The following is a 13,589-nucleotide window of genomic DNA, read 5'->3' on the forward strand; positions in this document are numbered from 1 at the left end:
AATATTACTTAAAATAAATTTAAAGGAGATATTGTTATGCTTAATCATATTGGTACTATGGATGTTGAAACTGATAGGCTCATTCTTAGAAAGTTTAAAGCTGACGATGCTAAAGATATGTATAATAACTGGGCATCTGATCCTGAAGTTACTAAATATATGACTTGGAAAGCTCATACTAATATTGATGTTACTAAAGGCATAATTGATTCATGGATAAACAGTTATGAAAACAAAGAATACTATCAATGGGCTATAGTATTAAAGGATACTAATACTATTATTGGCTCTATCAGTCTTTTGAATATTAACAACAAAACGTATAGCTGTGAGGCTGGTTATTGTATAGGAAGAGATTTCTGGAATAAGGGTATTGTAACAGAAGCTTTTAAAACTTTGATACATATTGGATTTACTGAGATAGGCTTTGAACGTATAACTGCTAGACATAATACTCTTAATCCTGCATCTGGAAAAGTCATGCTAAAATGTGGTCTGTCATATGAAGGCCTCTTTAGAAAATATGCTTTAGATAACACTGGTAATCTAGTTGATATTAAGTATTACTCTGTCTTAAGAGATGAATATGAGAATGTTATACAATGTTAAATCATACCGGAACTAAACTCACTGAAACAGATAGGCTCATACTTAGAAGATTCACTATTAATGACGCTCAAGACATGTTTAATAACTGGGCATCTGACAAAGAGGTAGCTAAATACTTGTCTTGGAAACCACACCATGGTATTCATGAGACTAGAGATATTATCAATTCATGGATAAAAAATTATGACAGCAATGAATATTATCTATGGGCTATAGAGTTAAAAGATAGTAACAAAGTTATTGGTTCTATAAATTTACTGCATATTGATAATAAAAATAAATGCTGTGATATAGGCTATTGCATAGGACGTGATTATTGGAATAAAGGAATAGTAACAGAAGCAACTAAAGGCACAATAAAACTAGCTTTTTTGGAAATCGGCTTTGAACAAATTTGCGCTCGCCATCATATCGACAATATAGCATCTGGTAAAGTTTTGATAAAATGTGGTTTAACTCCTGAAGCTGAGCTTAGAAAAATAGTTACAAAGAAAGGTATTTTGGAAGATAGAAAGTGTTATGCTATATTAAAAAAAGATTATTAATGCATTTGTAGAGGTGTAGTTATCATGTTAAATCATTATAATACTACATCTCTTTTTGTTTTATATAATCGAACTATCTTCCATAACAATTCTACCACGATGTATATTAAATAAACCTAATCTATATTGTTTACAATTTGGCAATAAGTATTTGATATTATAAGTATACAAACTTTGAGTTATATTATAATTAACTAATCAATTAGAAAGGACAATAAGCTATGGATACTATATTAATAGTTGAAGATGATGATTTTATACGAGAAATTTTAGTATACTCCTTTAATAAAGAAGATTTTACTATTCTTCAAGCTGCTAATGGGAATGAAGCCATCAAATTCATTGAAAATGATAACTTCGACATTGCACTACTTGATGTTATGCTCCCAGATATGGATGGATTTACACTATGCAAAAAAATAGCTTCTAAAAATAAATCACCTGTTATTATGCTCACTGCAAAAAATGATATTGATGATAAATTACTTGGATTGGATTTAGGCGCAGATGACTATATAACAAAACCATTTGATATAAGAGAAGTTATTGCTAGAGTTAAAATGATTTTAAGGCGGTACAAAAACATCACAACAAAAAATGATGATATTATAGAGTTAAGTGACGCTGTTCTAATAAATAGGAAAAGCTATGAAGTTACTATAGATAATAAGTTAGTAAGATTAAAACCAAAAGAATTTGATTTGCTTTTAACATTGGCTGAAAATAGAAATATGGTTTTGAGTAGACAGCAACTTTTAGAAAAGGTTTGGGGCTATGATTTTGAAGGAGATTCTAGAACTGTAGATGTACATGTTCAAAGACTTAGAAAAAAACTAGGCGATACTAAAGATAACTCTATTATCAAAACAATCTTTGGTGTAGGGTATAAAATCCTTTAGGAGGAAATATATGAGATTTTCTTTAAGATACAAAATGACAGTTTTTTTGTTGATTATTTTTTCTGTTATATTTGCTATCACATCAATATTTGTAAGCAGTACTATTAATAGAAATAATAATCAAATTATAAAAGAAGATATAGCTAAACATTCGTACAACATATCTCTTTATTTGATACAATATCTTAAATCAAATGGAATATCAGCTAATCCTAAAGCCTTTGCTGAGAATGTATCTAATATAGGTACTGTATTATCAAACAAATTCGAAGAACGTTTTATCATTTATTCTAATAACGGCAACTTTTTATTTGACTCAATATATGATAATGGAAATGTAGATGAGATCATGAATTCAGGTGATGATTTTAAAGCTGCATTAAAGAAAAATAGTGCATATACCCTTATACATAACAACAATCAGCTTTTCGTTTCTTCCTGCGTTCCTTTAGTAATTAATCATAAAAATGTAGGTATTATAAGATATATCTTTGATTATACCCATATAAATGAAACAAGCATTACTCTAATAAAATATATAAATTTATCTTTAATTTTTGCATTTCTATGCCTTTTTATATTTATCTTTTTACTTTCTAAAAAAATAACTAGACCTATTGTTAAACTAAGCAACGCAACTACCAAAATAGCAGAAGGAGATTATAATCACTCCATTGAAATCAAAACTAATGATGAATTTGAAGAACTTGGTGACAATTTTAATATAATGAAAAATAAAATAAAACAACAACTAAACGAACTGCAAGTGGAGAGAAACAATCTTGTTCGTATGTATCAATATAGAAAACTATTTTTTGACAATGTAACCCATGAATTAAAAACTCCATTGACTATCATTTCAGGATACTGCCAGATCTTAAATGATCATGACTTAGAAGATAAAACCTTTGTATATTCTACTTTAGGAAAAATAATGAATGAATCAACTAGAATGAATACTCTAGTTTTAGATATTTTAAATATTGCTAAATCGGACTCAAAAATGAAATATAATTTCTCTAAACATAATATATCTAATATATTGAAAGATATCATAAACGATATGACAATAAAAGCAAAGGAAAAAGGTATCAAAATATCTACAGATATCGCTAATGATATAACAGTAATATGTGATGATTTCAGAATACGCCAGTCATTTGCTAATATTATAGACAATGCAATTAAATATACAGATACCAATGGTTGTATTTCTACTAAGCTATATAAAAAGCTTGAATATTGTGTTATAACAATCGAAGATAATGGAATCGGAATTGATAATGAAAATTTAGATAATCTCTATAAGCCCTTTTACAGAGTAAATAAAAGCAAAAGAGAAAGCAGTGGCTTAGGACTATACATTGTAAAATTAATTATCAGTAAACATAAGGGTACTATTTCCATAGATAGTAAAAAAGGCATAGGAACTAAAGTAAAATTGAAAATTCCTTTAAATGTTTACAATTTGACAACATCTATTTAAAAGATATATATATCAATGTTTTATTATATGAATATATTCATAATATAAATGGAGGAAAAACATGAAAAGAAAAATCATAAAATTATTACTACCAATTTTTATACTGAGTATAGTTGCTGTAGGTTATTTAATTAGTTCTTCAAATATTTTGTATAAAGATAAAACTATTGTATTGAGCAAAAAAGAGTATGAGATAGAAAATACAATAGATGTTGTACAATTACGAAACTTTGTAAATTTGAAAAATGTAACTGCCCTCTTGCATTTTGATGGAGAAAATCGTATAATCTTAGGAATGAACAAAGAATACGATAAGATAAAAACTCAGTTAGATAATTGCACCCACGATAAAGAAATTGAGCTACACAGGAAGCTATCTGGAAGTACATATCAGATTGAAATAGATAATCCTAACCCTTCTATTCCAAAATATAATTTAACAAATCTCAAAGTATTTGATATAACTTCTAATTCGGGCTATTCCCCTGATAGAAAATATATAGATTTTATGAAAAATGATAAAAATTATATATATGAAATATACTCTGGAAAAACAAATGAATACAAACTAAAATCACTAAATAATAGTGTTAACGATAATCAATATAGTTACCTAATTGGAAATTGGACTGAAGATAGTAATTTTTTAATTAAATACAACAAAGCAAATCATACATTCTATATTATAAATAAAACGGGAAATATAGAAAAAAATATTAACCTAAATGATAGAATTAGCTATGTTAATAATGGCCAATATTATAGCACAAACGGAAAAAGCATCTACTTCATTGGTAGAAAAAATGTAAAAAATACTGAAAAAATTGGTCTTTACCATCTAGATACCAAAACAGAATCAATAACGAGCATATTAGAATTAGATACTACGACAAAAACACAAGCTCAAAATGCACTGCATAACTTTCAATTTCTTAATAATAACACTGTTGTTTTTGATGCACTAGTAGAGAGTGTAAGTGGATTGTATTTATATGATATTAACACACATAAAATAAGCAAGCTGTTTGCTTCTGATGGTATAAATTTTAGTATAGCACCAGATCAAAATAAAATTGTTTACTCTGTTTCACAATCTATTAGAAAAGAAGATACATTTGAATATGATAATGATATATATGTTGCAAATATTGATAAAAATGGACTGCATAACATCTCCTATGTTAAGAAAAATTCATTTGCTACATCATATAAATGGTCAAATGACAGCAAGAAATTAGTATTCTATGAATCTAATACTAGAGCGCTAAATTATATTAGTTTTAAGTAAACTAAGTTTATTTTTATTTGCTTACTTTATCAGTGCTACCTATATATATGGTAGCACTGTATATATGAACCCCGCCTTCTAATCAAGGATTTCATTCTCTATCAAATAAAAAAATAGATTGTACAAACAATCCATTTTTTTATCTAATCTAAATTATACGAATTTACATATTCACTTAACCCTTCAACTGGTTTTTTAAGTTTCTCTATATCTCCTCTGTTTCCATAATGATAAATCCTTAAGTATTCTCCTAAAATCAACGACTTACTTTTATCATATTTCATCCAGTCGTATCTTCCAAAAGTTAAACCATCTTCTATATATACATTGTATGAATATTGATTTATCTCTTTTATATTATCTGGCATATATTTCTTTAACGTTCTCATTTGTCTGCCTGCAACATAGTTCTTACTTATAATTAGTATACTCTTAACAATTGTAAAATCATAAATCTCTTTAGTAAAAATAACATTTTCTTTGCTATTAGTAGCTTTTTCTTCTATATATAATTTATCTATTGGTACTCCTTTATCAATCAATCTACTTGATATTGCATCTGCTTCAGATTTACTCCCATACTTCCAATCTTTATGTTTATCTCTACTTTTTGAATTTCCTCCTGATATCACTATATCGTTTCCTAGTCCATTGTTATACGCTTTTAGTGTAGTTTCATAACATAACGGATGCGTACTCCCAAACACGAAAATCACGTCATGATTTCCTACATCTTTATCTTCGCCAAAAACAATGTCTGTTATTTCTTGTATCTGCTTGTCTGTTAACTCCACTAATTCAGGATATTTGGGTATCACTTCAAGCCCTCCTTTGTGTTAATAAAAAATTCCTTTCTTTAAAAAGCTAATACCTTTTTCATTGCACTATATACTTTACTTGCCTCAGCTGTCTGCAGTATAATCCTGCGGTCATCAACTACTAAAAATATCCCTTCACCTAACTCTCTATAAAAAACTCGATTAAACAAATTTATACTAATTATTTGCATTTCAATACTTACTATCTTCTCTTTATTAACAGAAAATTTTTCATCCATCAAATTATCTCTAAAAGGTGCAAATGACATACCATCGCTATCTACTACTAATACTCCAAAAGTTGGTCCGTCAATCTTTTTAATATTACAAACTATTGCTATTTTATTTTCATAATCATATTTAGTTTGGTAGAATTCTTTGATAGATTTGTTTGTTTCTGCTTTTAAATAATCTGGAAATAAGAAAACTGCAACAATACCAACTGTTATTGTTATAAGAATATTAACTACATCAAATTCATTGTTATTTGTCAAATAGGATAATAATGCTAATAGAGAAAGTAAAATAGTATAATGCTGTATATGCATGCTTCTAAAATATTTACGAGTAAATTCATAAAGCTTTTTTTCATCTACAATCATCCTTTTCCTCCTAGCATAAGAATCCCTTCATGCTTTTGAATTCATTAACACTTATATCATAACAGCAATTTAGGTATTTTTTATTAATACTTAATTATATCATATATTTAATATATTTAACTAAAGGTATTTTCCATATTGGGAACTCCTATGTAAACATGTTATTAATATATCCTTTACAAATCATTAAAATGACTACAAAAAAAATACCCTAATTATTGAATATATAATTAATGGGTATCTTTTATTTTTATACAATCATATTCTAAGTTAATAAATTACAATAATATCTCTCACTTATAGATATACAAATTGTTATCCCTTAATCCAAACATGTTCGCTGTATTTAAATAGTATTGTGTTCCAGCAACTACAAGGACAATAATTTGCAACTAATGTTAAGTTGGTTCTTTTGTTCCCTCTTTTTAATTTTTTCATTATAGTTTCTCCTATCGTTTAATTAAGGATTTTAGTGTCTAATAAATACATGCTCTGCATATGAGTTAATAGTCCAAAATCCACAATCACACGCACACATATTAGCGACTAAAGTTAATCCTTTGTTTTTATTACTCTTTTTTAAACTCTTCATATTTAGCCCCCTATGTCTTCTTCTATCAATGTTCAATTTTTGAAACTATCTTGTTAAATCTAATGATATAACTATTTTCCTTTAGGATAGAATCCCCATACATGCTCATTGTAATACGCACCATAAACATGTGGATTATTACATTCACATATAACAACGTTTGCTCTTAATGTTGGATTAGATCTTTTATTGTTCTTTCTTAATTTTTTCACACTATAACTCCCCTTTTATTTGGTTTTATTTATTTCTTTTACATGGACTAAAAATATGATTGTATTTTTCATAAACCATCACATTTATTTATTATGTATAAATTATACTATATAATGTCTGAAGATTTTGTTGTTTTATGTATTATAGTATTTTTTTTGTAATTTTCTATAATATTATGTTGTAAATTATGGCTATGTTTTAGTAATAGTCCTAATTTTATGAATATTCTGTAATTATTAAATTATTGTAACAATTATTTTTTGTGCAAATTTGAAACTTTATATTACAATATTCCCAATTTGTCGACAAATTAGTTCTTATAAAATTAAATAGACGGCAATCAATTATTTCAGGCAACGACTCATCTCATCGTTAAGCATACCATTTAGTATATGATACTGCAGATAGAGTACCAGTTACATTTGATAAAACAATTTTAGGCTAAATCGTAGTCTTTTTAGTTCTACATTTTCTATACTAAAAAAGAGCTGTGCATTAATTTTTAGTGCAACAGCCCTTTTTTTCTATAACTATCTATACTCCTCTACTGGATCATATGCATGAACATCATCACTATTAAAGTCAGTTTGGTAGTTTTTATTTCCTGAACATCCACAACTACATGAACCACATCCACTACAAGGTATTTTGAATCCTTGCATTGTATTCTCTTGAATATCATTTTTTCTACCTAATTTTTTCATTTTTTCACCTCCTTTTGAGCCTATTAATTTATAAATCATACTCATTATGAGTGCGATCTACAGTTCATAGTTATACACTTTATGTATCTTTAACACTTCTGCAAAGCACAGGCAATATATCTATTTATAACTTCACTAATATTATTAATAGTATTAAACTTACCTTCTAAAATATCTTCTTGAGGTATATTAATTTTGAATTTCTTTTCACATTCAAAATACAGATACAATAGATGCATTGAAGTAAATTTGATGTCATAACCTAATAACTCCTTGTTTTCATAATCATCTATCTTTGTTATATCAAGCTCAAACAAATCATATATTAACTTGACTAATATATCTTTTATATTTTGCTTTTCCATTATATCTGCATACCTCCCAAATTAGTTATTTGATTATCACTATAATCTGATAGTGTTTCTATTATTTGATTTACCAAAGTTAATCTATCATTTTTATCAAATATCTGATATATATGTTTATTTGCATCTATCTCTTGTTTCTTATCAACAACAAAATCATAATCAATATAATCATAAATAAGCTTATTTTGATCTAACGATGCTTGCTGATTTAATTGTATATTGGATATATTGAAACAATCTATTTCAAAACCAAATCTATATTTCATTAATGTGTTAATTTCTTCATAAAATTTATTATCTACTTCATTATATAATAGACTCAGAACAACAAAATCAGGTGTTATTGCCTGTGCCAGCTCATATGCTAGTAATCCAAATCTATTCGTGAATTTTTTACTATGAGTCATTATTCCACCAGGGATTCCTACTATTATAATATCCGGTTCATCTTGCTTTTCAACTATCTTTAAAAATCTATTAAATAGTATTATTTTATCTGACTCATTAACTTCGTCTCTTATCATAAAATTTGGTAAAGCCCTTACACCAAATAGTTCACTATAATGTCTACTTCCTATAAGACTAACTTTATAGCCCATATTATTTAGTTGTTGTTTTAGCATTAATTGTATCTCATATTTATTTGTATATTCTGTCTCTCCTAGTACAAATACAACTGGCACCTCTGTCTCATATATAGAATTTTTCCACTGCATATCTATTACAACATCATAATTTGGATATTCTCCATAGTATTTAAAATACACGTTGTTCTCATCTGCTAATTTTTTGTATTTTCTAAGTTGATTTTCTTCTAAAGTCATGGTACATAATACATTTTTTTTACTAGCTAATATATCTTCTATATTTTTACAAATCGTTTTCTTAAAGTTCTCTAAAACAACACAATCAGCAATTAATACAGTATCACATTCTTCAATATGATCTTTTAGATTAGTCTTAACATCTATATTGATAGCACTACCATGATCAGCAATACCTGCATCTTTTCCTGTAAGTGAAAACCCTCTAGGTGCTATTAAGTGTACAATTTCGTATTCGCTTAGCAAATCATTCCTTATAATAGATGCAAACTCATAGTTATATGGATAAATTATTAGCTTTTCTTTCATAGTAATCCCCCTTATCATATATTGACTTTGTATTGTTTTTTTATTTCTGCCAATTGTACATACATTTTTAGCATTCTATCTGTCACTCTTTTAACAATATCACAATGCTTATTTTTTAATTCTCCCAGTAATTCTGTACCATTATCTGCGTGTTTACAACATAAAAAGCAATGAGTAATTGCCCAACAATTTTTACATTGCTCGCTAGTCAATTGGCTAATATTTATCAATTTTTTGATTTGATCTATATTAAAACCTTCATCTATGTTCCCAATTTTCATCATTTTAGATACTTCACTTACTCTTTCACACGGATAAAAATTGCCATCTGCATTGATAAACAACCTGATTTGTCCAGGAACACATGGCCCTGATGGTGCCGTCTTATCAACAAGTTTCTCTCTTCTATCTAAGTTTGTTTCAAATCTTTTTAATGATTCTAATTCTTGAATTGCTATAGGTGAGATGTGTTTTGGGTCGATTTTTTTAAAGTAGCTTAGAAACATTTTAAATATCTCATAATTAGAATTTATTGCATACTGCTCTGTAATCTGTGTTTTTTCATCTAAAAATAAATCATCTATTAATGATGATCTAACATTTGTCTCTTTAAAATACCCATAATCTACAAAAAACTCATTTATACATTTATAATCATCCTGTGGATTAATAACTACGTTAAATGATATCTTATCCATATATTCTGGATAATTTTTTTTAATAAATAATAGATTTTTTTCAATAGTTTCAAAGCTTCCTTCCCCGTTTGCAAATTTTCTATGCCTATTATGAATTTCTTTTGGTCCATCAAAACTAATTAAACACAATATATCATGCTTCATAAAAAACTCTATTACTTCTGTATTAAATAATGTTCCATTTGTTGTTATGGAAAATTCAATATCTTTACCTTCGGCTATTTCTTCTGCATATAATACACATTTCTTAATTAAATCAAATTCTAATACTGGCTCTCCACCATAAAAACCTACATTGATTACTTGCTCGTCTCTAGAATTATTTATCAGTAAATCAATTGCCTTTTTAGCTATATCAAATGACATTTTTTTATTTGAATGAACTCTCTGTTTATCATTAATGCTCTTGTTATCTGCATATATACAATATGAACATCTTAAATTGCAATTTTGAGTTAATTGTAATGTGATTTTTTTCATTTTATTATATATTCTTGATTCTACATATTGTGTTAATGGATGCTCTAATTCTTTTACTTTATTTGATGACAAATACTTTTTTTCTTTTAAACTATTAATTATCTCTAGTGTCTCATCTTTTATAGTATCTAATGGTTTATCTCTCATAATTTTTTCTAATGCACCATATACTTCTTTCTTAGTTTTTATTATAGAATTGGTATTTACATCAAATATATAATATCCAGATGGCGTTTTAAATAAATGAATAAACGGTTTACTTTCTTTCATTTTTTTCCTCCCGAGCATGTTTTATGTTCTATTGTGTAAATTATACACTATTGTTTTTGAGAATTTTGTAATATTTTGCATGTAATAATTTAAATTTTTGTAATTAAATTTAAGAAAAAGACAAATATATATAAAAAAAGACTCGATTATTCGAGTCTCAGGCTGTAGACAAAAGTCTAATTTCTGCGTTGTAGTTAAAATTCCGTTGCTCACTTACCTCTAAGTAAGCTCTGCTACTCAATTTTAACACGCCTTGAACTTGAACTCTTACAACAGCCTATTATGTTGATGACAAAGTCATCTAGTAGCAGATTTATTAAGATATTGTTTATCTATGCACTTGCGCCTTTCTTTACTTGCTTCATCGCTTTATCAACAGCTGGTATGATAAGTATTATTATTGTTAAAAACACTTCTCCTGCTATATATGATAAATTGTATCCAAATGAATATGGTACTGTAGCAAAACCAAAATCTTTAGCGTAGCTAGCAAAGTATACTACTCCTGTTATGAAGTGAAATACGAACCTACCTCCAGCTCCTATTATAAGGCCTTTCATTAGTCCATTTGATGAATTACTAAATATACCTGCTAATCCTAAAGCTCCAAAAGCTAACGGATAATCCAATAGCATTTGTAATGGATGTACTACATACCCTCCTATTGACAATTTAAATAATCCATACGCAACGCCACACATTATACCAGTTTTAACTCCAAACCAGTATCCAATCAACACCACAAATAACATACTAAACGGAGTTATTGCCCCACCTTGTGGTAACTCAACTATTTTAATTTGTGACAACACCATAGCTATAGCTATAGCTAATGCACAGTATACTAATTCTTTGGTCTTGATTTTCTTGTTTTTGCTACCTATAGCTAATGCTGCTATTAAGAGTATTATACCTATAATTGCTGTAAGTATTTGTCCTAATGTCGATGCCATTATTTCAGTAATATTACCACTATTAACAGCATCCAAAAACTGTTTAATCATAAAAAAATCCTCCTCTTTTCTCTAGGAAGATTATTAACTGTAAGACAGATATCTTATTACAATGCTTCCCTACACCGGCATTATCCGTATCAGGTCTTAAGGGTCAGTTAATAACTTCTCAGCCTAATGGCTCCCCTAGCTTTTCTTGTTCATACATAATCTATATCAATTTCATCAATTTGTCAAGTTTTTTTATACTAATGATGTAATTCACTTATAATTTTTGTAATCAATACGTAAAAATATAGTCATATACTATCTTATATTGTCATTTACATGTAACTTCTCGTTAATTGTATTACATTTTTGTCTAATATATAATGGGGTTAACTTCTTACCTAACCCAGTTTAATTTTAACATTTACAACAAAATATCAGCACAAGGAGTGAATTTGATGAAAAAATTATTGACTTATGTGATGTTGCTATCTCTTTTTGTGACATCGGTTCTTACCCCCAGTTCTGTTTTTGCAGAACCTACCAAAAGTAAACGTGTCGTAGCTTATTTCCCAAATTGGGGTACCTACGGTGCTAATCACCAGAATATGTCCGTTGGTGATATCCCTTGGAATAAAGTTACCCATATCAATCATGCATTTTTTACCGTAGATAGAAATTATAATCTTGTATCTACTGACAATTTTGCTGATTTTGAGAAAACATTTCCTCATTCAGATGGATGGAATTCATCTAACCGTTTAGCAGGACATCTTGGGGAATACAAGTACTACAAAGAAAAATATCCAAATGTAAAACTTTTTATCTCTGTAGGAGGTTGGACACGAGGTGAAAATTTCCATTCTATGGCTAAAAATCAGACAAATCGCAAGAAGTTCATCAACAGCGTAATATCTTTCTTGAAAAAATATCCTTTTGTTGATGGTATTGATATTGATTGGGAATATCCAGGTATAAACCGTTCTGCTGATCCATATGATCAATATGATAGAGGTTGTCCTGGCGGCCCAGAAGATAAAGAAAACTTTACTTTACTTTTAAAAGAATTACGCTCAGCTTATAACGCTAATGGATTAACTGGCAAATTGCTCACTATAGCAGCTTCTGCAAGTGAAGAGAAAATAAGCCTAACTAATCCAACAGAATATAGTAAATATCTAGATTTTATAAATGTCATGACTTATGATATGCATGGTGCTTGGGAACAAACAACTAATCATCATTCACCTATATACAAAAATCCAAATGATCCTTCTGCTTCTTTGCATTTAACTACTGAAGAATCAATGAAAATATTTACTGAAAAATACGGTATATCCTCTAATAAATTGAATGTGGGTACACCTTTCTATTCACGTGGCTGGGGAGAAGTAAATTCTTCTAACGATGGTTTATATGCTACTGCTACTGGTTATTATACTGGTTCTTGGGATATACAATCAAATCCAAAAGCAGGTGGACAAGTTCCATATTATGAACTGAAAAAACTAGAAAATACTTCTGGATGGAAAAAATACAGAGACACATACGCTAAAGTTCCTTATTTGTATAATTCTGCAAAAAAGGTGTTTCTTAGCTACGAAGATGAAACTTCACTTACAGAACGTGGTAACTTTGTTAATAAAAACGGTTATGGTGGCTTAGTTATATGGCAACTAACAGGAGATATTAAAAATCAAGGTTTCCCTATGACATCTTTAGCATACAAACTGATGAATGGACAATCTGTACCTAATCCAACACCAGAGCCAAAACCAACACCAAAACCAGAACCAAAGCCAGAACCAAAGCCAGAACCAAAGCCAACACCAGAGCCAAAGCCAACACCAGAGCCAGTAAATAGTGGTGACTATAAGCTTGTTTACAATGTTTCTAGCTCTTGGGGCACTGGTTTCACATATGATTGTACTATCACTAACACA

16 protein-coding genes and 1 riboswitch are annotated in these 13,589 nt (G+C 28.4%); of the genes, 6 read left to right on the top strand and 10 right to left on the bottom strand.

The annotated features are described in order from the left end of the window. Positions 1-36: 36 nt before the first annotated feature. From P3X86_RS20485 to P3X86_RS20505, 5 genes are all read left to right on the top strand, one after another. Entirely contained in the window at positions 37-609 is a 573-nt protein-coding gene (locus tag P3X86_RS20485) for a GNAT family N-acetyltransferase (protein WP_483294607.1), read from the top strand. Next, positions 603-1,154, top strand: coding sequence for a GNAT family N-acetyltransferase (locus tag P3X86_RS20490; RefSeq protein WP_483294608.1), 552 nt, complete (start codon positions 603-605; stop codon positions 1,152-1,154). The genes P3X86_RS20485 and P3X86_RS20490 overlap by 7 nt, the downstream gene beginning before the upstream one ends. Positions 1,155-1,375: 221 nt before the next feature. Continuing rightward, positions 1,376-2,053, top strand: a complete 678-nt coding sequence (locus P3X86_RS20495) for a response regulator transcription factor (protein ID WP_483294609.1) — start codon at positions 1,376-1,378, stop codon at positions 2,051-2,053. Positions 2,054-2,063: 10 nt separating this feature from the next. Then, a complete protein-coding gene (locus P3X86_RS20500; RefSeq protein WP_483294610.1) occupies positions 2,064-3,539 on the top strand; it encodes a HAMP domain-containing sensor histidine kinase in 1,476 nt (491 codons plus the stop codon). Between the two features lie 61 nt (positions 3,540-3,600). Further along, positions 3,601-4,827, top strand: coding sequence for a TolB family protein (locus P3X86_RS20505; protein ID WP_483294611.1), 1,227 nt, complete (start codon positions 3,601-3,603; stop codon positions 4,825-4,827). Between the two features lie 143 nt (positions 4,828-4,970). Here the strand turns inward: P3X86_RS20505 and P3X86_RS20510 are convergent, their stop codons facing one another. The 10 genes from P3X86_RS20510 to thiT form a co-directional block, all read right to left on the bottom strand. Then, entirely contained in the window at positions 4,971-5,645 is a 675-nt protein-coding gene (locus tag P3X86_RS20510; protein WP_483294612.1) for a YdcF family protein, read from the bottom strand. A 38-nt stretch (positions 5,646-5,683) separates the two neighbouring features. Next, positions 5,684-6,247 carry a hypothetical protein gene (locus P3X86_RS20515; RefSeq protein ID WP_483294613.1) on the bottom strand — a complete coding sequence of 188 codons (564 nt, stop codon included), beginning with the start codon at positions 6,245-6,247 and terminating at the stop codon, positions 5,684-5,686. Positions 6,248-6,562: 315 nt separating this feature from the next. Further along, positions 6,563-6,685 carry a hypothetical protein gene (locus tag P3X86_RS20520; RefSeq protein ID WP_483294614.1) on the bottom strand — a complete coding sequence of 41 codons (123 nt, stop codon included), beginning with the start codon at positions 6,683-6,685 and terminating at the stop codon, positions 6,563-6,565. A 31-nt stretch (positions 6,686-6,716) separates the two neighbouring features. Beyond that, positions 6,717-6,839 carry a hypothetical protein gene (locus tag P3X86_RS20525; protein WP_483294615.1) on the bottom strand — a complete coding sequence of 41 codons (123 nt, stop codon included), beginning with the start codon at positions 6,837-6,839 and terminating at the stop codon, positions 6,717-6,719. Between the two features lie 71 nt (positions 6,840-6,910). Beyond that, positions 6,911-7,051, bottom strand: a complete 141-nt coding sequence (locus tag P3X86_RS20530; RefSeq protein WP_483294616.1) for a hypothetical protein — start codon at positions 7,049-7,051, stop codon at positions 6,911-6,913. Positions 7,052-7,582: 531 nt separating this feature from the next. Further along, positions 7,583-7,756 (bottom strand): CLI_3235 family bacteriocin precursor, encoded by a 174-nt coding sequence (locus tag P3X86_RS20535; protein WP_483294617.1) that lies wholly within the window; start codon positions 7,754-7,756, stop codon positions 7,583-7,585. Between the two features lie 89 nt (positions 7,757-7,845). Further along, positions 7,846-8,121: a peptide maturation system acyl carrier-related protein gene (locus P3X86_RS20540; RefSeq protein ID WP_483294618.1), complete on the bottom strand. Its 276-nt coding sequence runs from the start codon at positions 8,119-8,121 to the stop codon at positions 7,846-7,848. Further along, on the bottom strand, positions 8,121-9,257 hold the full coding sequence (locus P3X86_RS20545; RefSeq protein WP_483294619.1) for a TIGR04066 family peptide maturation system protein: 1,137 nt from the start codon (positions 9,255-9,257) through the stop codon (positions 8,121-8,123). The genes P3X86_RS20540 and P3X86_RS20545 overlap by 1 nt, the downstream gene beginning before the upstream one ends. A 14-nt stretch (positions 9,258-9,271) precedes the next feature. Then, positions 9,272-10,705, bottom strand: a complete 1,434-nt coding sequence (ccpM, locus tag P3X86_RS20550; protein ID WP_483294620.1) for a Cys-rich peptide radical SAM maturase CcpM — start codon at positions 10,703-10,705, stop codon at positions 9,272-9,274. 332 nt (positions 10,706-11,037) lie between these two features. Then, positions 11,038-11,709, bottom strand: coding sequence for an energy-coupled thiamine transporter ThiT (gene thiT / locus P3X86_RS20555; RefSeq protein WP_483294621.1), 672 nt, complete (start codon positions 11,707-11,709; stop codon positions 11,038-11,040). Between the two features lie 49 nt (positions 11,710-11,758). Beyond that, positions 11,759-11,856, bottom strand: a riboswitch (TPP riboswitch). 272 nt (positions 11,857-12,128) lie between these two features. Between thiT and P3X86_RS20560 the strand changes: the two genes are divergently transcribed. Beyond that, the coding region (locus P3X86_RS20560; protein WP_483294622.1) for a glycoside hydrolase family 18 protein at positions 12,129-13,589 on the top strand (1,461 nt) is incomplete at its 3' end.

It is taken from the genome of Abyssisolibacter sp. ZYX002, assembly GCF_056892235.1.